A 20,825-nucleotide genomic window follows, 5' to 3' on the forward strand; every position below is an offset into this window, starting at 1 on the left:
TGTCCAACCGTATGGTCAGTCGAATACTCCCCGGAAACCTACTGCGACCTGTTCCTCCACACCCCCCTGACCACCGGGAACCTCGACATCAGCCGGTTCACCCTCACCTACTGGATCGCCGAGCACCCCCGCTACTGACCTAATATGTAGGGAAGTTTGTCAAGAGGGCAGAGTGAGGCGCCTCCGGGGAGCGACCCCGCAGGCCTCGAACGTGAACTCGCCATGCTCGCCTATGGACGCGACCGCGCCCGATCTTCGGAAGGCGACGACTTCCGCATCCCGACCACCGCGGTCGACCAGGTTCCCAACGAGCTCCACAGCTACAACGATTGCTGTCGGACCCAGCCGTGACGCCGGCCCGAGCGCGGCCGGGGGTCACCGCCGACAACCAATGGCTGCACCCGCCCGCGGTCGTCGACTCCGACCCCATCCACGTCCCACACACCCGGAAAGCCCGTCGCGTATCTGCTGCGCACCCGCATCGACCTCGAACCCGCCGCAGTGACCGAAGCGGAGACCCGGCTCGCCGCCCTCGGACACCCGAACCCCCGCCTCAGAAAAGATCACCGCATCGTCTCCGCCGGCCTGCGGGCCGCGCTGCTCCGGCTCTGGAACCTCTAACCGATCGGACCTTCTCAGGCCATGACATCACCGATCCGGACCCCGGCCGGTGAAGTCTTGCGGGCCGAAGACACAGCTATTCACGCAGATCATGAGGTAAGAGCAGGCATTGCCACCGATTACGACGCACCGCGAGTCACCGAATCCGACGAGTCGGCGGACACCTCGCTCGAACAGCTGACCGCCAGTCGGAACGACTCCCAGTCGCCCGTCGTGGACGTGGACGACGGCGACACCGTCGAATCCTTCGAGCTGCCCGGCGCCGACCTGTCCGGCGAAGACTTCACCGTCCGCGTCATCCCGAAGCAGGCCGACGAATTCACCTGCACCCGCTGCTTCCTCGTCCATCACCGCGGCCGCCTCGCCCAGACAGACCAGCTGATCTGCCGGGACTGCGCCTGAGGACAATCGTTGGTATCCAAAGCCTCGGATGCCGAGGCACTCCTCGAAACATGGTGCACCCCGCCTCCCGAAATCCTGCGGCCACCTGCCTGGTGCGAGCACCACCCGTCAGGTCATGCTCGCCTCCGGAGTCGAGGGCGATTACGCCTCCAGAGGCGGTGACGGCCGGGTGGCGTGTGCGGCGAGATCATCGGCCTGCATCCGAACGAGAGTGTTCTCATCGCGCCGCGGCCGTCCGCCGACTGGACTCAATACCTACGACGACCGGAACCGCCGACCTGCGCAGCGGCCGCACGTCATGAGAGCTCACCGACAATCACCACCTTCACGCACCGAATACCCACCGGACCGAAACCCACTCGCCACATCTGAGGGGCAACACCGCGTACGCATCGTCAGTCGCTCGCCCTCAGAAGTGGACCTCCCCGGACCATACGAAGGCTCCGACCGAGTACGGCGAGAAGCCGCGTCCACCGCCCGGCACACCAGCCTTCACATCGGTTTCGTAATATTCAGTCTCGCAACGGCATTGACGAGTGCACCCGCGGCCGGCGCACGCCGGACACAGACGGCGTCCGGCCATGTTCGTCAGGACTCGTATCCGGCGAACCGCTGGGACATCGCCATCACCGACCTGGCGCACCAGGACGCCCGGTCCCAGGCACGGTGCCCCTGGGCAGCCTTCGGTAGCGGTGTAGGCGGTCACACCACGTCCTGCTCCGCCGCGATCAGATCCGCCGTCGTCACGGCGTCGCTGCGCCGTGGCCGGTGTCGTGGGGTACTGCTCGGCGATCTCACTGACCTCCCGGGCCAGCCAGGTCAGCTTCCCCGACACGTTATCCCCGACGGTCATCAGATCCGCCCACTCACGTTGCGGGCCCCGGACACACACCAACGCCAACTCGTTCTCGGACAACGTCTGCCACAGCTGCTCCACCGCGGACGACCCCATACCGACCATTTCAACCGCAGAACATCGATCCCGGGTGCGGCAACACCGGACCACGGGGACCGACTCCGCCAAACTCGCAGCACCACTGCCGGTGATCGGCCCATATGGGCCATAGCCCGCCCATACGGCCGACACGGCACGCAGTCCCGTAGGGACCGAGATACCGACCGCAGCCGCCGCAAACCCGTCCCGGACGACCACGCTCACAACATACTGGTGTTTCACCACTCCGCAGGCAGCCGCAGCCCCACGCCGATCCCTCCGTGTCAGGGCCCTCGACAACTGAGAGTCGATGACGCCGACCTCACCATTTCACACCCGGCAGCGACCGGAGGCACGGTGATACGCCACTCGTTATGCCCTTCACACTGAACCGGTATCCGGTGTGGTACAGGCCCGGTGAATGCGGGTACCCGCCGAGTAGCCACTGGAGAGGAGAAACGCCATGCCGCGGGCATCGATCAAGGACGAAAACGTGTACCAGGAAGTACGGAAAGATGGCGCGTCGAAAGAGAAGGCGGCGCGGATCGCGAACTCCGCCGCCAACCGTGGCCGATCCGGCACCGGCCGTAAAGGCGGCAAGTCGTCGTCCTACGAGGACTGGACCGTGGACGAGCTGAAGAAGAAGGCGAAAGAGGTCGGTTTGTCGGGGTATTCGTCGAAACGGAAGAGTGAATTGATCGACGCGCTACGCAACCATTGATGCCCTCCACCCGTACGGACGCACCCGATCAAATTTGGTCCGGGGTCTACCGCGGCGCACGGTCACGACGCGTCGAATAATGGCGCCTGGAGCGGCCTTCCGGTGGATCTGTCAGTCGGCGTAGCCGATTCGTCCGCGCTGCGGAGTCCAGACCGCCGACTTCGCACCGTCACTCGTTGCCACTGGCAACAGGGTTGGTGCGGAGCGTCCGCTGTTCGTCGGTTTGCCGGACTTGGATCCGTCCGTCACGCACTCGGGTGTCGTACACCTGTTGCGGCCGGGTCGCTGGCCCTCTCCAACCTGACCGTCCGCGACACCTAATCGGCTGCCGTGCCACGGGCATTCGAGGCACCCATCCTGAAGGGAACCCTCGCCCAACGGAGCACCCCGATGGGTGCATCGGTTGCTCAGCGCGACGACGCCGGCCGGGCGGTTCACCAAGAGCACCGATACGGTGCCGACCAGCACGGAAACCATACCCCTGCCGACGAGGGCACTTTCCGGGGCCGCGTCGGTCCAGTCCGACGGGAGGGTGGAGAACGCGGTGGTGTCGACCCCGACCGGCCGCGGAGGTAGTCGACGGGCAGGGCCCGGCTGGACCGGGCCCGGTCGCGGGGGCACCGTCGCGGACGTTGGTGACGGCCGCGAACCGCAGCGTGTCGGCGATGCCCATCCACGTCCCGCCTGCCAGCAGATCGCGGCCCGCGACGACGCCGTCGTCCCAACGGTGCAGCGGTTCGGTGGCCTTTGTACGATGGCATTGGGGTGGTCCCGCCGCATTCTCCCAGTTTGCCGCGTTCACCAACGTGACAGTGCCATTCAGCACAATGGCAACACTATTCGGTCCGTTTGGGGTGCCCTGCGCCCGCATGCTTCAGCCACAACGTGCGGTGCTCGATGTCCATCACGTACCAGATGCGGCCGGCGGCGGTGACCTCGTACTGCCACTGTTCCATCTCGACGCCGTTGTGCACCCCGGTCGCGAGCTTGCCCTTCAACCGGTGATGGCGCGTCGTCGACTCCCCCGCGACCGTGCGGCGTCGCATCTCCTCGTACGCCACCAGTGTGTTCGCCGGCGCCTGCCGGCACAGCTCGTCCCATCCCTTCGCCGCGTCACTGGTCGCGAACCTCAGCTCCCACAGCTCCCCCGCGGCCGGCGGCGCGACCCGCTCACCCCGCTTCGGGCTCACAGCTCCGGCACCGGCACGGCTCCGAAGTCACCGCCGGACGGCGTCGACAGGATCCGGGCGAGCTCCGGATCTGCGTACACCTCCGCCGTGTGGCGCCACGTCTCGATCGTGCGGGCCGGCGGCGCCGGATTATCGAGCGAGGAACCCGCCCGTAGCGATCCGATCAGTTCGTCGACGAAGTCAACGAGCTCCTCGGACGATAGGTAACTCACCCACGGGAACGCCGCTGCGACCACTTTGCGGACCAGAACGCCGTCATCGGAGTGCAGCAGGGCGTCGACCATCGCCGTCGCCGCCGCGAACACCTCCCGCTCCTGATCCGCCCGCGCCGCCGTCATCAACACCAGATCCTCGTCGTCGCGCCGCGTCACCCGCAACGGCCGCGCACCCGACCGCTGCCACTCCGACAACGTCGCCTTCCCCTTGTTCTGGATATCCGAGAACGGCACCTCACCCACAGACATACTTTCAATCTACTTTCAAAGTACGCGGTCGGCAAGGTTGGGATGCACGGTCCTCCGGGCCCCCACAGTCTTGCTGCAGCCGAGACAGGGCCGGGACCCGCGATCGCGGCGTTCGTATCTGACCGTCCGATCCATGCGCCAAGCACGACCCTGCGGGTGATCGGTAGCCTAGAAATCAACACTGAATTACACTGTTAATGAGCGTTAGGAGAATTCTTGTGAGAGTCGCAGACGATCGTCAGGCCGGTGCCGCACAGCAGTACGCCGCCGGAGCGCTGACGTTCGAAGACGCACTGACCCGCACCATCGGACACCCGATCGACCGAGCAACGGTCGCCACAGCCCTCGAGTACCTCGCGTCTCTGGGTACCCTGCAGCCGCACGGGGCGCTCTCGCGACACGATGCCGACCTCCTCGACGAAGCCGGCTTCACCGACGACGGAGAACGAGCCAGCTTCGCCGTCGCGCTGGGTAGGGCACAGACCATGAGCGACCTGCGCCGGACCGCCTTCACCGCCACCGAGGTCGCCGACCTGCTGGCGGTGAAGGCTCCCCGGGTCCGCCAACTCACCTCGATCGAACGCAAACTGTGGGCCCTCGACGACGTCGATCGACGAGGACGCCTGTACCCGAAGGTGCAATTCACCGACACCGGGGTGGTGCCGTACCTCGACCAGATTCTGCCCCACCTGCCCGCCGACCTGCACCCCCTCACCGTCAACGCGGTGCTGACGCTGCCCCGCGAAGACCTCACCGTCGACGGCCGCCCAGCTTCGGTCGTCGAGTTCCTCACGTTCGCCGCAGCCGAGAAGGACCTCCCCACCGTCCTCGACGTCGTCGAACGCGCGACGAGCCTCGGCTAGTGGCCACGACCACCCCACCCCCGATCGCGGACATGCGCAATCGGGGGGTCCGCGACGACGAACTGGTCACCATCGCGGCCACCACACACCGTCTCTGGCGGATCCACCCCACCGACGGCGCCCACGTATTGCCGTGGCACGGCTTCCGCACCTACGGGCCCCTGCTGCGCTTCGACCATCACCCACGGCCGCGAGCCGACCACCCCAAGTACAGCATCTGGTACGGAGCCAGTAGCCCCCGCGGCGCCCTCGCCGAGGTCTTCCAGGAAACCCGGGTGATCGACCGATATCGCCGCGCCCCGTACCTCTCAGCACTCACCCTGGACCGCCCACTCACCCTGCTCGATCTCGGAGGGTTCTCCGGCGACACCTGGCCGACCCGGCTCGGATGCAATCACTCTCTCGACTCCGGCCCGCACTCCCAATCCCAGGCGTGGGCCAGGACGATCCACCGCGCCCACCCCAACCTCGACGGGATCGCCTACCGCGGCAGGTTCGCCGGTGAGTTGTGTGTAGCACTGTTCGAACATGCCGCGGACGCCTTCCCCACCAACCCCACACTCTCACTGCCACTCTCCCACGTCGGACTCGCACGCCGAATCGACAGCGCCGCCGTGGAATTGGGATACCAGGTCATCTGAACCGGCCACCCACAGCGCATCCCAGCCACAGCTACAGCTACGCCGACACCAGGGCCGTCAGTGATCCTTGGAGGTGACCATCGTGCGGCGGTTCGAGTCGCCGGCGGCGATGGCGTTGATCGCGTCCCTGCGTGAGCAGCAAGTCCGGGATGCGCTGGCGCGTGGGAGGTTGCTGCGACTGCCCTCCGACTGCGACATCGGCCACCTCTCCCCGCAAATCTCCCTATTGTGCAGCCGGCCCGTGCCAGGGGCGACGGCGACACTTCGCCGTCATAGGCGACCGTGCTGGAATGAGTGATCCAGTCCATCGTCGAGGTCGTACTCGCGCGTCTCGGCGGGTCGGACCTGCGAAATGTTCATTCTGGAGGTGCGGGCTGGCTCTTCGGGACGTGCCATCTCACCAGGTCAACGCACTGCGCGCGGCCCCGATCCTTACCGTCCATCACGGCCAGTACGACGAACGACCCTCCACGCCGAGCGTGCGGCTTCACCCGTCACGCTGCGAGCGGAGCTCGGCACTTCGCTCGAGTGCTACGCGCCGACAACTGTGTTGCGTCTGTGCTCGCCGATCAAGCTCTGAGTTTTGGAGGTCGAGTTGGCTCTGACCAGCATAAGGTTCCTGCTCTGTGGTCCAACACGACGCGGCGTAAGCCGCTACGCCATCCCGGCTTTGAGCATGCAACCACGTGATTTTGCCCAGTCCCCGAAAAGCCAGCTCGTAAGCGCTCGCGTCAGGTTCCGTCGTGGTGTAGTGCTCAATGTATTCAACGGCAGCGCGTGCGAGTTGCGCTCGTTCGGGAATCGTTGGTTTACGCTTTTTCACGCGTCCTTTCTAGACCACATCAGTTCGCGATGCGTGCGACAGCCGCCTGTCCGACTTACCTTCACCACCTTTACCGGGACCGGAATCAGTGTCGCCCGCCGCGTGGCCGCCGGCGGTCTCCGGCAGCAGCGTGCGTGCCTTCGTCCACCAACACCACCGGGCTTGTGGGGTACGCGACCCGCGCCACGAACCGGCGATCTCGTCGGCGGTCAAGATCCTCCCGAGCGGCGGCCTGGTTGCTACATTCCCGATCATCGCATCTCCCCCATCGTCTGAGCTGCACGTTGTGTGGACAGTATCGCGCGGTGAGCGTGGCCCCTTTGAACATCACAGGGAGAGAAGATACGACGGTGCTGCTACCCGAGGATGAGGCACTCGAGTTGGTCGAGCGAGCCGGCGGCACGACGCGCCCACACGTGACGATGGACGGCGGATATGCGGGCGACGGTCACACGGCCGTTCTTCGCTCTCGCGGCAGGAGTCATGCTCGGCAGGGACGAAGCTCCCCGCGGGGACGACACGTTCGGCGACCATGGGCTCCGCACGGCGCCATGAGAGGGTCCCTCTGTTGTGTCAAGCGGGACGTGTTCGAACACCGTCGGCGGGATGACTGGATGCGGGGTCGACGAGGGAAACGGCGACCCGCATCTTTTTTTCCTGGGAGACACAACAGGACCCGCCAGGGAACTTGGTGGGGTTCGGCTGGCGGGGACCATCGCACCGGCGACTTCGAGGGGGATGCGAAGGGTCGGTGCGCGTCCAGGATATTCCCGAGGTGTAACGCCCGGACAGGGTCGCGAAGGGCTACTGCGGCAACTGCTCTCCGGTGGCCAGGAAGATCACCCGGCGCCCCACTTCGACGCAATGGTCGCCGAAGCGTTCGTAGAAGCGGCCCAGCAGGGTGGCGTCGACGGCCTCGGTGGTGCTGCCTGTCCAGGTTGGGTCTTGAATCAGGGCGAGAAGGTCGCGGTGCAGGTCATCGAGGCGGGTGTCGGTGTCATCCAGTGCGAGGGCCAGGCCTGGGTCGCGGGTGCGCAGCACCTCGACGGCGGCGGCGGCGAGTTCGCCGGCGAGGCGTCCCATCTGGATCAGAAGTTGCTGCGTGAGGTCCTGCGCGACGTACTCGGGATGTCGTCGGCGGACGCTCGCGGCGATGTGTTCGGCGAGATCGCCCATACGGCTCAGGTCCGACACCAGGTGGACGCCGGTGATGACCTGCCGCAGATCCCGGGCGACGGGTGCCTGCAACGCCAGCAGGGCCATCGCCTAGTCCTCACACGGCGTTCGTAGGGAGTCGATCTGCTCGTTGAGGGCAAAGACCTTCTCGGCGAGGGTCAGGTCGGCCGCGCTGAGTGCGTCGGTGCTCGTGATGACGGCGTCACCGGCCAGCTGGCTCATCGAGGTGAGCTGGTCGAAGAGGTCGTCGAGCTGGTCATGGAACTTCGTCCGCATGCATTCATCATGGCGCATGACATGGCCGGTCGATCGTCGAGTTCATTCTCGACGATTCCGAGGGCGACTTCGATGAGAGATTCGTTGGCGTACCCGGGGCATCTAGCGGTTAGCGACGTCAGCTTGCTGAAAGGGTCATATATGGTGCGCCAGATGCGTTTGGCAACTTGCCGTTTCAGGCATAGCACGGCTTCGCGTGGCATTTTGCCGTCGTTGATCTTGCGCTGGTAGTACTCGTAACCCAGGCTGCTCAGGGTGCGGGGCCTGGGTGACGCGACGACATGGATGGCGGAGTTCAAGGTCCGATCGCCGGCGCGAGAGAGCCGATGCCGTTGTTTGTCGGCACAGGCCACCTCCACCGGTGCAGTGCCGGTGCAGGCGGCGAACGCCGCCTACACCGGCGATCGGCCCATCACACCGCCGCGTCGATGCCCTCCTCGCCACATCGACCACGTACCCTGCCGCTGGAGAAAAACACAGGAGGAGAGGGCTGCATGGGGGTCGGATCAGTGCACGGGAATCTCGTTCGACTACGACGCAATGGCTACCACCGGGGGTTGGACGTGCAGGTCACGACAGTCGCGACCAACGACGCCGGCACACCGACATTCTGCGCCGACACGCTAACCCATCGCGGCACCCGGGCGCCGGGCGAGGAGGCGGGCCCGGATCGGCGATCGGCGCACTCGGGACGTCGTGACCTTCCACCTGCGAGAGAGGCGGGCAGCACCCCGGCGTTACGGCGACGAGGACCTGAGCGGATCGATCCGGCGAGGCTGTTCGTGGTCCTCTCGAACGGCGCAACGGTGAAGATAATCAGTGATGCTCCCCTCCAAGGACTTTCGCCCACTCTGGTTAAGAAATCCCTTCCGGGGAAAATCGCACCGGAGGAGGTGCATGCACCATGACCACCGAACAGTGTGTCAGCCACGGCACGGGCCGGACCGCCATGCCCGTCCACGAACAGGCGCTCCATGAGCTGGTGGCGGCGATGAATCCCCTCGACGCCAGCGACGGACCACTCAACCTCGACGCGGTAGTACGGATCCGGCAACGCCAATTCGACGACTGGATCCTCGCCGCCGCCCGCTCCGGCCTCGTCACCGCCCGCGAGATCGGCACAATCGTGCAGTCCTGGGACGCCTCCCCGCGGTCGCTGTTCGACGCGCTCCTCGCCGGCTCCGACGACCTCACCCGGAGGCGCTACCACGCGATCTGGAACTCATTGGGGACCCTGGACGCGCGCGAGTACGCCTGACGCAGCCCCGCAGACACCACGGCGACCAAGGTCCGTCGACGTCATCTTCGCGGCCGCGAATCGCCCCGCGAAGAGAGAGGATCCCCGAGCAGAATCGAACGCACCACCGGAATCGCCACCGGCGACAACTACACGCGCCATCGCGGCCCGCATCCATGCGTCGGGCGCCGCGGAACTGCCCTCAGGCTGTGCCCGGCGGGGTGAGAACGATCGGTCGTCGGGACCTCGGCGACAGTGCGATGGACGGCGGCGGTCGCCGTGCCGAACGTATGGGCTCGAATCCGGTGATTGTCGCGAAGAGTGTTGGGATGGAAGTGTTGTGGCGACACTGTCGACGTCGATCTACCTCCCAGGCCAGCGGAGCTGAGCATGGATCGAGCATGCTCTGCGTACAACGTCGAGTCTGCTGGCGGTCGGGTTCACCGGCTCGAGCCGGTCGGTCGCCGCGCTGATTCTCGGCGCGTACGACGCCGAGGGGGCGGTTGGTACTGGTGGGCTCGATGAGCTCGGGGCTCACCATCGACGTGCACCGACAGCTTCGGGAGGAGTTCGGGCCGCTAGAATGCCTGAGCAGCCCCCTCACCGAGCCGCTGCCTCCCCGGAGGCGTCGTCGTAGGTGAGAGACGTTGTCGTCGTCCTGCTCCCCGGGCGAGTCGACGGTCAGAGCTCGGTGCAGATCGTGTGGGGGTCCTCCCAGATCTCGCCGGTGCGATCCTCCCAGACCACCGCCACCAGTCGGGTGTCGTCGGCGGTGAACGCGGTTGCGGTGGCATGCACCCATAACTAGTTGCCGCCGCTGTGGGTGCAGTCGGAAGTAACTGGCATGCGTGCTACCAGTGTGGTGGACTTCCCGAAGAAATCCGCCACGCCACCAGGCATTTATGGACGGTGCGCGATTGGGAGACAGGCGGCCGGGTACTCGCCGGCCAAGGAACGGCTGTCCGATCACGGCGCCGTCTGCGTGCCCAGGGGGACGGTGGCCTGCTCCTGCTGACCCAGGACCTGCTCGAGTCGCCGATCACCGCGCCGATCGAGGCATCCGCCCGGCTGACCTGGGAGGTCACCACCCGATCGGGTCGCATCCCGGACGCCGTCGTGCTGATCGGGGGTGGCGCCCGGATCCCGTTGGTGCGGTCCGTGCTGCAGTCGCGACTGAACCTACCGGTGATCGTCCCCGCACAGCCGGAACAGGTCGCCGCGGAGGGCGCCGCCCTGCTCGCGGAGCCGAATACCGCGCCGACGGAGACCCTTCCGGTGGTGCCGCATCCGCACGGCGAACCCGACTCGCTCGCCAGCACTCCGCCGCTGGGCCGGCCGGGCCGTTACCGATCACGTGCTCCACCCGTGTGCGATATTCGTGGGCTCGTCCGCTGCGCTGAGGGTCTGAACCCTCGAAATAGTGCAAGGATGAAACCATGACCATCGGTAGGGACGGGCCGGCGGAGTATCCGTCGATGACCGCGGTGACCTTCGCGTTGGACACCGTCACCGCGGCACTCGACACGCTGCGCGGCGAGGCGGCCGCCGCCGAAGCCCTCGAGGTGGTGTTGCTGCGGCTGGCCCGGACCGGAGTGGCCGCCCTGCCGGACGCCGACGCGATCAGTGTCACCCGGTTCGACGAACCACACCCGGTTACCATGGCGGTCACCGACCCCGGAGTGGAGCCGATCGACGCGGCGCAGTATGCGGCCGGTCGGGGCCCGTGCCTGCAGGCCGCCTCCACCCGCCGTCCGGTGCGGGCGGGGGTCGGCGACGACGACGACGGGTGGCCGGAATTCACCTCGGCCGCCCGGGCCGCCGAGATCCGTGCGTACCTGTCGGTGCCGCTGCTCGTCGGCGACGTCGACGCGGCGGAGTTGGTGGGCTCGTTCAACGTGTACAGCGGCCGGGAAGGCGCGTTCGATCCGTTCGACGAGAAGTTGATGGAGTTGTTGAGCACCGCCGCGTCGGCGGCGATCACCAATGCCCGGCGGTGGGATCGCTCCCGGCAGACCGTCGAGCAGCTGCAGGCCGCGCTGGTCAGCCGATCGGAGATCGATCAGGCCAAAGGAGTGTTGATGGGAATGCACGGCATCGACGCGGAGGAGGCCTTCGCCCAGTTGGTCGCGGTGTCGCAGCGCACCAACACCAAACTCTACGACGTCGCCCGCGAGATGCTGTGCACCACCACTGCGCGCACCTCGGCTGGCGCCGGCACGGCACCACCACCCCGGTAATCGAAGACACCGCCGAACGTTCGCACCCCGGTGACGCAACACCCGGCCAGCCGTGAAACGACCCGACACGCAGGCGATCTCGTCCGCGAGTATCACGACCGCAGAGGCCCTCGTGGTGCGACGTTGCAGTCCGGAGAGAGCTCCGGGCAGCTGCCCGTCATGGCCGTCATCATCGGGGCACGTTCAACCGCCTTCGGCATGGCGAAATATGATCCGCGGCAGATGATCTCGACCCACCCGGGGACCGGTTATGCAAAGATGCAGCATGCGCCGCCACCGTTGGCCGGCCATCCGAGCACGGCCTTGGCGTGCAGGCACCCGCCCCGATCACCGCCGAGAAAGACCTCACCCTCGAACTGTCCTCGGTCACCGCCTTCGCGTCGCTGCTGCTGCAACTGGCGCTACGCACCACCGGGATCCGCGCCGATTTTCGCCCGCCACGAGACAAGATCCCTGACGGACCCACAGCATTGGTCGGCGCGGTGGTCCTACCTGACCGTGCGGGTCCGCTCCGACGACCTCGACGGCCCCGCCGACGCGCTGCACCAGAACGACACCCCTCCCGGAGGAGGATCCGGACCGTACCGCACCACCCCGAGCTACCGGATCGGCAGCTACCCGCGCTCGAGATTCCAATGGGGATCTGTTGCAGTAGTAGCAACATCACCCCTCAGATCGGACGCCTGTACTCGCACAGAGTCCGGGATGGCGACCGCTCGCGGCGCGACGGAGCGCGCTTGGGTCGGGGGCCTATCGTCGCCGATCTGTTTGCGACGGGGTCGCCGAATAAGGAGCAACCGGTTTTCGCGACCGGTGTCACGCGCGACCATGGGGTACGACGAGGGGTCGGTCGCGCGCGGCCGGGGCGGCCCTATCCGGGACCGAGTGGGTGCGGTCGACGGAGAGGGTCTGGCTGCAGCGCGGGACACCAGTATCCGGGCTGCACCGTAGGACGCGAGTACCCGTCGCGCACACCGAGTATGCAGTCGATCATCGCCCAGGGTCGGGTGTCGAGGGAGACCCGACCAGACCGTCCGTGCCGACCGCTCGTCGTATCCGGTCGCTGACAAGCCCGCCGCCGCCCCCGAACTTGCCGCGTGGTATCGGCGCCCCGGCGCTTCCCACTGTTCGAGCCGCGGTGCGCTTACACACGGTCACGGGAACCCGCTGGTTATGGGCACACACGCCGGCGGCGAAGCCACCGCCACGGTGGGCTGAACGCAACGCACTGCGCCGCTCGGAGGATCCGCGGCCGTCGACACGCTCACCAGTCGAGGGAATGCGAGCCAGCTGTCGAGCACGCCAGTTCCCGGTAGCGTCCCTGCAGATCAGCAGGCAACGCCGGGTGATCCCGGGCCCCGAAGGTAGTCGATCAGCGTGTCGAGGACGGCTTCGAGATCCTCGACACTGCCCGTCGACCGCAGGACCTGCACCCCACCCTGAATGCCCGCGATGAACGCGGACGCGGTGCGCGGGGCATCGGGTTCCGCCCGGATCAGCCCCGCCGCCTGCATCGCCTCAATCCCGGCCACCACGTGGGTCCGCCACTACGCACCAGTGTTCCTACCCGGTTCGATCGCCCACGGCCTCATCCCGCCCTGAGCGGGCGGTCATCAGAGCGCGCCGCTCGACACACACGAGAGGCACCGTCAGTGCGGCTCAGCATCCTGGCCGCGGGGAGGGACTTGGCGTTCGATCAACTCAGCAAGCTCCTCGATGGTGACCTCCACGGAGCCGAACACGGGGATCACCCGAGACGGCACACCGCGGCAACAGGAGTCGGTCGGTCACGCTCATCAGCGGACCCCCACCCGTTTCAACCGAGCGGGAGCGGCAACTTTGCCGCAGCGTCATGGAATGCTCGCACAATCGCGGCCGAAATCCGACCGCGGAAGGACACTGCACGGCCCTCCCCGATTGCCCACTCGCGAATCTCCTTGGTCGTCGCCTCCGCCGGAGCGGTACCCGCCGCCGCTCCCGTCACCGGAGCGTTCTTCACGGCCGCCGCTTCCGCAGCCGACTCCGCCACCGTCGCCGTCGCCGTCGCCGTCGCCTTCGCCGGAGCCTTCCGCGCGACCATCTTCTCTGCGGCCGCAGCCTTCGCCACCGCCACCTTCGCCACCGACGTCTTCGCCGGAGCCTTCCTCGCGACCTTCTTCTCCGCGGCCGTCGCATCCACAGCCGACTCCACAGCGGCCGTCTTCACCCCTGCCGTCTTCGCGCCCGACGTCTTCGCCGGAGCCTTCCTCGCGACCTTCTTCTTCACGGCCGTCGTCTCCGCGGCCGTCGTCTCCGCGGCCGTCGTCTCCGCGGCCGTCGTCTTCGGCGCTGTTGTCTTCGCCGGAGCCTTCTTCGCAGCCGCCTTCTTCGCCGCCGGTGCCTTCTTCGCGACCGTCGTCTTCGTGACCGTCGTCTTCCTGTCTGTCTTCTTCGCGACCGACGTCTCCGCCGGAGCGTTCTCCGCAACTACCTTCTTCACAGGCGTCTTCACAGGCGTCTTCACAGGCGTCTTCGCCGGCATCTCTTCTGCCTGAATCTCCTTTGTCTGAGCGTCATGGAAGGCTCGCTCGACCTCAGCCGAAATCCGACCGCGGGGCGACACTTCACGGCCCACTCCGATCGCCCACTCACGGATCTCCTTGGTCGTCGCCTTCGCCGGAGCCTTGCCGACTACCGCCGCACCCTTCGCCGGCGCCTTCGTGGCGACCCTCTTCTCCTCGGCCGTCGCCTTCGGCGCTGTTGTCTTCGCCGGAGCCTTCTTCTTCGCCGCCGGTACCTTCTTGGCGACTGCCTTCTCCGCAGCCGTCTTCTTCGCAGCCGACGATTTCGCCGCTACCTTCCTCGCTGGCGCCGTTTTTGCCTGAGCGTCATGGAAAGCTCGCTCGACCTCAGCCGAAATCCGACCGCGGGGCGACACTTCACGGCCCACTCCGATCGCCCACTCACGGATCTCCTTGGTCGTCCTCTTCGCCGAACCTGCGGAATTCCTCGGTGATACCGGCATCGTGCTCTCCTTCTACATCGGCAATCGTCGACCGCACACAGTAACGGCAGGTCCGTCTCGGTAATGAGGAAGCTCACCCGAACTGACATTTCAAGGCCTAAAGACATTGTCCATGTCGGCGAACCAACACGACCTCTCGGAGGTCAAACTCACATCGCACCGAGCTTCATGCGCGACGAGCGTGGCTCGCCATGGCAGGGGCAAATCTCGAAAGCACTTCCCGAAATAGGCTCGGCGGCTAGGGGTTTAACGAGTCGGCTTTGACGATTTTTGCATTCAGAACGGAGAGCGGGCGTGCGCTTTACCGCCCATCATCTACTCACCGACGACTACGCCGCAAATTCCGGCGGTGCAGCGTCTCCCGGACTCGGATCGCAGCGGTACCGAACCCTACGGCGCAGGCGCGCGCCGGCCACATCCCAGCAGCCGGAAGAACACACTGTCATGACCGTGCCACCACATGTGGAGTGTGGTCACTCCCAGTCGGCGCCATCCTCGTCCCCCCAGGGTCGCGGTACGCGGCGATCGCCTAACGTGACGCCGACGCCCCCCGATCTGCTGCCGCTCCGTGCCGGGGATGTCCTGCGCCAACACCGCCCCCGCCGCCTAACCCACTACGTTCAGGCCCGGTTGCGGGTGCTGTCCACCGGCGAATCTGCTCGCAGGCGTCCTCGTCACCAGCCGGCGAGCGGTCGTCGGATCCGCCGGCACTTCCCGCAGCTCGACCATCGCCGATGAGGCCACCCAGGTTCACCGACGACCCCGACACGATCACGCCGCCCGGAGGTTCATCGACACCCTCGACGAGATCACTGAAGTTCGACCAAGCACCCGGCACTTCGGCGTGGCGCATGTCGACGCCGACCCGATGTCCCCATCCCCACGACGCCGACGGGTCGACCGAGGATCCCGGTGGCTGCCGGCCGCACCACCCGCGATGCGCGGCGGGCGCCGGGGCGCCGGGCCCACGGCCGGGTGGGTCCGCACATACCCGGGCGAACAATGTCTCGAAGCGACTTGTGGAGGCGGCATGCACACCGAGGACGGCCTGATTCAGAAAGACCTGGAACAGGTGCTGCGCCCGCAACAACGGGAGCCACGTTCGATCCCTTCCACTCAGCGACCTCGAGCCCGAAGCCTTCGAGCGGCTAGCGCAGCGTTCGGCTACGTGTGCTGATGCGGCACTAGAGGCGAGCGGCGGCGAACTGTGCAGCCGTGATGGTCATCCCGTTCGCGGGATACAACGCGTGCGCAACATTGGGGCGCCCCAGAGGGGAACCATCGCAGATGTTGTCGCCGGGAGCGCACATCTCGATTGTCTTAGGCTCGAACAGCGACCCGACAACGATCGGCGGACTGCCTGCATCACGCATAAACCGGTCCGAGGGTTTTCCGAAAAAGACGCCCGCGGCAACGTGGCTCGCCTCATCCGGCGACAACGGCCCGGGTAAGCCTAGATCAGTAGATAATCCGGCTGGATTTCCGTCCGCGGTGACAAACCCTGCCACAGCCGCGCCCTGAGAGTAACCCCCGACCACCATCCTCGTGTTGGGGCAGCTTGACGCCATGAACTGAATCCGAGAATGCATATCCCGCATCCCGTCGACGAAGGTGCGGACAAACGCTTGCCTGTCATCAAAATTGCTACCGGCAGGGTAGTTGACGGCGTACACCCCGATTGACCGCGCCCCCGCGAACAAGCGCAGCGATTCGACGAATGAGAATCCTGTGATGCCCACGCCATCCGGCTGATCGGTACCCCGGGCGAACGCCACCTCGACATCGGGACATGGCTGGGCGGATGCGGGCGGGGGTTCGACCGGTACGCCGAGCAACGCTGCAAACGTCAGCATCGCCGTGCACAGGAATCGAGCAAGCGTACGTGTCGCCATGAGGTAAACACTACTTCAATAGCGAACGCGGCCAGGTTTCCTTTACCGACCCCGGGAAACTCTGGGTGTGGCCCGCACCGGTGACGGCACTGTTACGCGGCTTGAAAAGTATCGCGGCACAGTTCGCTTTTGAGATGTTGCTATGGAACACCCTCGGGTTGTTCGCCTTTAAGGAGAAAGTCGGTCGCGTGACTTCCCGCCCGACCCACGAACCGGTCGGCCATCCCCATCAACGTTCCGCAGAGCCGCACAGCCGTGGCCTATCTCCTGCACGCCCGTATCGACTTGGAACCGATCGCGAAACCGGACGCCGAAACCCAGCTCGCCGACCGCGGACACCCGAACCCCGCCTGCGCACTGACCACCGCACCACCCGTCCGCAACCACCGGCCACCTCAGCCGGGGCCGGAACTCGTGACGATCAGTGGCCGAACTGGGGCCTACTCAGGTGACCACACCCAGACCGACCCCGCAGACATCAGCCCGGAGGCGCCCCCGCCGTCGGTCACGCCGCGATACTGCTCGCCGATCTCCCCCGTCTGTCGGGCGAGCCACGTCAGCTCCCCCACCGCCTCATCCCCGGTCGTCATCAGATCCGCCGACCGGCACTGCGGCCCGCGACGCACACCAATGCCACATCGTTCTCCGCCAACGCCTGCCACAGCTCTTCTACCGCGGACGACCCCATGCCGTCCATTCAATCCCAGCACCACACCAAATGGGTGAACCACAACCATTACGTCCGATACCGGCAGCGCGTCTCCGCATGGGCGGCGATACCGATCAGCGAACGAGGTGGGCAAGGCAAACGCCGAGCGACATACTCGACCGGGCGCTCCCCGCTCACCGGGAAATCACCCCTCCTCGCGGACGGTGCTCACCGCCAGCGGGATGGCCGCGGAGCAACTCGATGACGTCGACGCCAAGTACGTCGCCGCCGGGGTGAAGAACGTGCTCTCGAACCTCAAGGCCCGTCGCGCATGGGAGAACCACATCGGCGCGATCTTGACCCACAAGCAGGCCGTCGACGCCACCGGCTGGACCAAGCAGGCCCTCAGCCAAGCCGTCCGGGACTCCCGGGTCCTGCGCCTCGAGGCCGCCGACGGGACGATCGGCTACTGGTCGGGCGGATTGACCGACACCGCGCCCCACGTCCCGATCCGGGGAATCAAAGACGTCCTGAAGGCGTGGGCGCGCGCCGACGTCCAGGCCTGGACCATCGCCTCGTGGATGTCGAGTCCACAACCCGAACTCGACGACCGCACCCCGAGACAGGCCCTCCTCGACGGCGACACCGCCGACGTCGTCGCGCTCGCCCGGCAGGCAGCGGAACGGTTGGCTTCGTGAGCGCTTCCCGCGCGAGGCAACACCTCGCCGCTCCACCGTCCCCGGACACACTCCGGGGACGGTTCCCTGTGTGCACCGTGCCCGCCGGCACCACGACGTACCGCACCCACGGGGCCAAGTTCGGCCCGTGGTGGTTCGGCACCAGCCTCGGGGGCCGCTTCGACCTTCCCGGCCCCGACGGAACCTGCTACACCGCCGAATCGGAGCTGATCACCCTCCTCGAGACCTGGTGCGGGATCGCGCTCATCCCGAGCCCGGAGATCGCACAACGCGTCATCTCCGCAGTGGTCGTCATCCGAGAACTGCACCTCGCCGACGCGACCTCGAGGTTCGGTCTGCGGATCTCTTCGCGAAACGGGCCGTCGCCCAGGCTTACTCTGCGTCGGTCAATCTCCTCGCTGACACCGGACCGTTCTAGCAAGGCCTCTCGCGTGGCGTGTGATGCCGTGCGCACCATGACAGTCCGGACGAGTCCGGGAAGCTCGAGTGCCATTCGCAGGAGACCACATCGTCGTCGTCGGAAAGATGTAGTCCCAGCTCGGACGCGAACGGGAGAGCGGAGTCGCACGGGTCGATATGAAACACCCGGGGAGCGGTGAACATACCCGTGATGAGGAGAGCAACCACGATTGCCCCACATGGCGCGTCGAAAGAGAAGGCGGCGCGGATCGCGAACTCCGCCGCCAACCGTGGCCGATCCGGCACCGGCCGTAAAGGCGGCAAGTCGTCGTCCTACGAGGACTGGACCGTGGACGAGCTGAAGAAGAAGGCGAAAGAGGTCGGTTTGTCGGGGTATTCGTCGAAACGGAAGAGTGAATTGATCGACGCGCTACGCAACCATTGATGCCCTCCACCCGTACGGACGCACCCGATCAAATTTGGTCCAGGGTCTACCGCAGCGCACGGTCACGACGCGTCGAATAGTGGCGCCTGGAGCGGCCTTCCGGTGGATCTGTCAGTCGGCGTAGCCGATTCGTCCGCGCTGCGGAGTCCAGACCGCCGACTTCGCACCGTCACTCGTTGCCACTGGCAACAGGGTTGGTGCGGAGCGTCCGCTGTTCGTCGGTTTGCCGGACTTGGATCCGTCCGTCACGCACTCGGGTGTCGTACACCTGTTGCGGCCGGGTCGCTGGCCCTCTCCAACCCGACCGTCCGCGACACCTAATCGGCTGCCGTGCCACGGGCATTCGAGGCACCCATCCTGAAGGGAACCCTCGCCCAACGGAGCACCCCGATGGGTGCATCGGTTGCTCAGCGCGACGACGCCGGCCGGGCGGTTCACCAAGAGCACCGATACGGTGCCGACCAGCACGGAAACCATACCCCTGCCGACGCAGGGCACTTTCCGGGGCCGCATCGGTCCAGTCCGACGGGAGGGTGGAGAACGCGGTGGTGTCGACCCCGACCGGCCGCGGAGGTAGTCGACGGCCAGGGCCCGGCGGGACCGGGCCCCGGTCGCGGGGGCACCGTCGCGGACGTTGGTGACGGCCGCGAACCGCAGCGTGTCGGCGATGCCCATCCACGTCCCCCTGCCAGCAGATCGCGGCCCGCGACGACGCCGTCGTCTCAACGGTGCAGCGGTTCGGTGGGGCGGGCGTAGAACTCGTCGCGGTTGGCCGCGACGACAAGGGGGAGGTCGGGGCGGGTATGCCAGGCGAACAGGACCAGGCACATGCGGACGTCTTTTCGTCACCCTCGGCTGAACGGTTGCAGGCCCGAGCGTAGCCGTGCGCCCCCTGTGCCGGCCGAGGACATACCGCTGGCAGGGGGCGGCGGAACGGACCTTCGCGCCGACTTCGACCGGGTAGCCCGCGGCGCCGGTCGACCCGACGTGATCGTCGCCCTGACCGACGGACAGACACCGTGGCCGGCGACGAGGCCGGGGTGTCGGACCGTGGTCGGGCTGTTCCCCCGGCCGAGCTCGTGGAACGAGTGCCGTCCTCACCACGTCTCCGACCGGCCGCCCGAGCGGGCGAAGGTCGTCGAGATCGCTGCGTCGCGGTGAAGGTGCAGCGTCCGCGACGTGGAGATGCTCCGCGACCTCCGTGAACACCTCATCAACGGCCCGTTACGCGACCTGCCTGACAGCTCGAAAAGCGTCTAGGAAAAGATGGAGCCCACCGTGTGACGGCGACGATAGGAATGGACCGGTGACTGAGATGTATGCCGGTGACACGATCCCGGTTTTCTTCCTCTCGGACAGCACCGGGATCAGCGCGGAGACCATGGGCAACGCCCTGCTCCTGCACTTTCCCGACCACCGGTTCGAGCGGACACTGATCCCGTTCATCACCACGCCCGACGACGCCCGCGAGGTCGTGCGCAGGATCGACGCCACGATGGACCGCGGCATGACACCCCTGGTGTTCGTCACGGCCGCGCTCGATGACGTTCGTCACGAGTTGCAGCGGACCCGCGCACCTGTGATCGACTTCTTCGACATGCACATGCAGCAGGTCGAGTCCATCCTCGGCACCCGGGGCGCCCGGACCCCCGCGCGCCTGCACGGCGTGGGCGATGTCAAGCGCTACAACGCGCGTATGCAGGCCGTCGAGTACGCGATCGAACACGACGACGGCCAAAGCGTCCGCACGCTGGACAAGGCCGAGGTGATCCTGGTTGCGCCGTCGCGCTGCGGCAAGACCCCGACGACCATGTACCTCGCACTGCAACACGGACTTCGTGTCGCGAACTACCCTCTGGTCGACGAGGATCTGGTGAGCACCGATCTGCCACGCCCCATCCTGCATCTGCAGGACCGCTGCTTCGGGATAATCACCACCGCGGCTCGTCTCAGCGCGGTCCGGACGGAACGTCGCCCAGACTCGACGTACGCGTCGCTGCGCCAGTGCGCTTACGAACTCAAGCGTGCGGAGGAGCTGTACCGTACGCACGACCTGCCCGTCATCGACTCGTCGGCCAAATCCGTCGAAGAAATGTCCACACTCATCCTGCAAGTGCTCGCACGCAGGGCCCACCGTCACGATTGAGGAGCCC

18 protein-coding genes and 5 pseudogenes are annotated in these 20,825 nt (G+C 66.5%); 11 read left to right on the top strand and 12 right to left on the bottom strand.

What is annotated here, in order from left to right; translation table 11 throughout:
- Positions 1-374: 374 nt before the first annotated feature.
- From ACFTWF_RS24485 to ACFTWF_RS24495, 3 genes and pseudogenes are all read left to right on the top strand, one after another.
- Positions 375-621 (top strand): annotated as a pseudogene (locus ACFTWF_RS24485) (phosphatidylserine/phosphatidylglycerophosphate/cardiolipin synthase family protein); the annotation flags it as partial.
- Between the two features lie 108 nt (positions 622-729).
- Entirely contained in the window at positions 730-1,023 is a 294-nt protein-coding gene (locus ACFTWF_RS24490; protein WP_378463822.1) for a DUF4193 domain-containing protein, read from the top strand.
- 1,397 nt (positions 1,024-2,420) lie between these two features.
- Positions 2,421-2,678, top strand: a complete 258-nt coding sequence (locus ACFTWF_RS24495; protein WP_378463757.1) for an SAP domain-containing protein — start codon at positions 2,421-2,423, stop codon at positions 2,676-2,678.
- 111 nt (positions 2,679-2,789) lie between these two features.
- On the opposite strand, the gene ACFTWF_RS24500 is transcribed toward ACFTWF_RS24495, so the two are convergent.
- The 4 genes and pseudogenes from ACFTWF_RS24500 to ACFTWF_RS24515 all read right to left on the bottom strand — a co-directional run bounded on the left by ACFTWF_RS24500 (position 2,790) and on the right by ACFTWF_RS24515 (position 4,332).
- Entirely contained in the window at positions 2,790-3,155 is a 366-nt protein-coding gene (locus ACFTWF_RS24500; protein ID WP_378463823.1) for a Rieske 2Fe-2S domain-containing protein, read from the bottom strand.
- 199 nt (positions 3,156-3,354) lie between these two features.
- Positions 3,355-3,549 (bottom strand): annotated as a pseudogene (locus ACFTWF_RS24505) (hypothetical protein); the annotation flags it as partial.
- Positions 3,515-3,868 carry a hypothetical protein gene (locus ACFTWF_RS24510; RefSeq protein ID WP_378463758.1) on the bottom strand — a complete coding sequence of 118 codons (354 nt, stop codon included), beginning with the start codon at positions 3,866-3,868 and terminating at the stop codon, positions 3,515-3,517. The gene ACFTWF_RS24510 and the pseudogene ACFTWF_RS24505, both read right to left, overlap by 35 nt.
- Positions 3,865-4,332: a hypothetical protein gene (locus tag ACFTWF_RS24515; protein ID WP_378463759.1), complete on the bottom strand. Its 468-nt coding sequence runs from the start codon at positions 4,330-4,332 to the stop codon at positions 3,865-3,867. The genes ACFTWF_RS24510 and ACFTWF_RS24515 overlap by 4 nt, the downstream gene beginning before the upstream one ends.
- Before the next feature lie 218 nt (positions 4,333-4,550).
- Between ACFTWF_RS24515 and ACFTWF_RS24520 the strand changes: the two genes are divergently transcribed.
- Both ACFTWF_RS24520 and ACFTWF_RS24525 read left to right on the top strand, forming a co-directional pair.
- Complete coding sequence (locus ACFTWF_RS24520; RefSeq protein ID WP_378463760.1) at positions 4,551-5,195, top strand: hypothetical protein; 645 nt, start codon at positions 4,551-4,553, stop codon at positions 5,193-5,195.
- Positions 5,195-5,836: an RES family NAD+ phosphorylase gene (locus ACFTWF_RS24525; RefSeq protein WP_378463761.1), complete on the top strand. Its 642-nt coding sequence runs from the start codon at positions 5,195-5,197 to the stop codon at positions 5,834-5,836. The genes ACFTWF_RS24520 and ACFTWF_RS24525 overlap by 1 nt, the downstream gene beginning before the upstream one ends.
- Before the next feature lie 1,627 nt (positions 5,837-7,463).
- Here the strand turns inward: ACFTWF_RS24525 and phoU are convergent.
- Both phoU and ACFTWF_RS24535 read right to left on the bottom strand, forming a co-directional pair.
- Positions 7,464-8,111, bottom strand: a pseudogene (phoU, locus tag ACFTWF_RS24530) (phosphate signaling complex protein PhoU).
- A pseudogene (locus tag ACFTWF_RS24535) lies at positions 8,054-8,488 on the bottom strand (hypothetical protein); the annotation flags it as partial. The pseudogenes ACFTWF_RS24535 and phoU, both read right to left, overlap by 58 nt.
- Before the next feature lie 527 nt (positions 8,489-9,015).
- On the opposite strand from ACFTWF_RS24535, the gene ACFTWF_RS24540 reads away from it, so the two are divergent.
- The 3 genes from ACFTWF_RS24540 to ACFTWF_RS24550 all read left to right on the top strand — a co-directional run bounded on the left by ACFTWF_RS24540 (position 9,016) and on the right by ACFTWF_RS24550 (position 11,585).
- Positions 9,016-9,369, top strand: a complete 354-nt coding sequence (locus tag ACFTWF_RS24540; protein ID WP_378463762.1) for a hypothetical protein — start codon at positions 9,016-9,018, stop codon at positions 9,367-9,369.
- An 888-nt stretch (positions 9,370-10,257) separates the two neighbouring features.
- Positions 10,258-10,788: a hypothetical protein gene (locus ACFTWF_RS24545; protein ID WP_378463763.1), complete on the top strand. Its 531-nt coding sequence runs from the start codon at positions 10,258-10,260 to the stop codon at positions 10,786-10,788.
- Positions 10,785-11,585 (top strand): ANTAR domain-containing response regulator, encoded by an 801-nt coding sequence (locus tag ACFTWF_RS24550; protein ID WP_378463764.1) that lies wholly within the window; start codon positions 10,785-10,787, stop codon positions 11,583-11,585. The genes ACFTWF_RS24545 and ACFTWF_RS24550 overlap by 4 nt, the downstream gene beginning before the upstream one ends.
- A gap of 1,328 nt (positions 11,586-12,913) precedes the next feature.
- On the opposite strand, the gene ACFTWF_RS24555 is transcribed toward ACFTWF_RS24550, so the two are convergent.
- The 4 genes from ACFTWF_RS24555 to ACFTWF_RS24570 form a co-directional block, all read right to left on the bottom strand.
- Complete coding sequence (locus ACFTWF_RS24555; protein WP_378463765.1) at positions 12,914-13,117, bottom strand: hypothetical protein; 204 nt, start codon at positions 13,115-13,117, stop codon at positions 12,914-12,916.
- Between the two features lie 284 nt (positions 13,118-13,401).
- The gene (locus ACFTWF_RS24560; protein WP_378463766.1) at positions 13,402-14,589 is read right to left on the bottom strand and encodes a histone-like nucleoid-structuring protein Lsr2; all 1,188 of its coding nucleotides are present in this window, start codon (positions 14,587-14,589) and stop codon (positions 13,402-13,404) included.
- Positions 14,590-15,773: 1,184 nt separating this feature from the next.
- Entirely contained in the window at positions 15,774-16,481 is a 708-nt protein-coding gene (locus ACFTWF_RS24565; RefSeq protein ID WP_378463767.1) for a cutinase family protein, read from the bottom strand.
- Positions 16,482-16,921: 440 nt separating this feature from the next.
- Positions 16,922-17,071: a hypothetical protein gene (locus ACFTWF_RS24570; protein ID WP_378463768.1), complete on the bottom strand. Its 150-nt coding sequence runs from the start codon at positions 17,069-17,071 to the stop codon at positions 16,922-16,924.
- Between the two features lie 301 nt (positions 17,072-17,372).
- On the opposite strand from ACFTWF_RS24570, the gene ACFTWF_RS24575 reads away from it, so the two are divergent.
- Complete coding sequence (locus ACFTWF_RS24575; RefSeq protein ID WP_378463824.1) at positions 17,373-17,828, top strand: hypothetical protein; 456 nt, start codon at positions 17,373-17,375, stop codon at positions 17,826-17,828.
- Positions 17,829-18,438: 610 nt separating this feature from the next.
- Positions 18,439-18,672, top strand: a complete 234-nt coding sequence (locus ACFTWF_RS24580) for a Rho termination factor N-terminal domain-containing protein (RefSeq protein ID WP_378463769.1) — start codon at positions 18,439-18,441, stop codon at positions 18,670-18,672.
- Between the two features lie 111 nt (positions 18,673-18,783).
- Here ACFTWF_RS24580 and ACFTWF_RS24585 read toward each other — a convergent pair whose 3' ends face one another.
- Both ACFTWF_RS24585 and ACFTWF_RS24590 read right to left on the bottom strand, forming a co-directional pair.
- Positions 18,784-19,185, bottom strand: coding sequence for a Rieske 2Fe-2S domain-containing protein (locus tag ACFTWF_RS24585; RefSeq protein ID WP_378463825.1), 402 nt, complete (start codon positions 19,183-19,185; stop codon positions 18,784-18,786).
- 48 nt (positions 19,186-19,233) lie between these two features.
- A pseudogene (locus ACFTWF_RS24590) lies at positions 19,234-19,502 on the bottom strand (NRDE family protein); the annotation flags it as partial.
- A 485-nt stretch (positions 19,503-19,987) separates the two neighbouring features.
- Between ACFTWF_RS24590 and ACFTWF_RS24595 the strand changes: the two are divergent.
- Complete coding sequence (locus tag ACFTWF_RS24595; RefSeq protein WP_378463826.1) at positions 19,988-20,818, top strand: pyruvate, water dikinase regulatory protein; 831 nt, start codon at positions 19,988-19,990, stop codon at positions 20,816-20,818.
- The last annotated feature ends 7 nt before the right edge of the window (positions 20,819-20,825 follow it).

This window comes from Rhodococcus sp. NPDC056960, assembly GCF_042674125.1.
Classification (GTDB): domain Bacteria; phylum Actinomycetota; class Actinomycetes; order Mycobacteriales; family Mycobacteriaceae; genus Rhodococcus_F.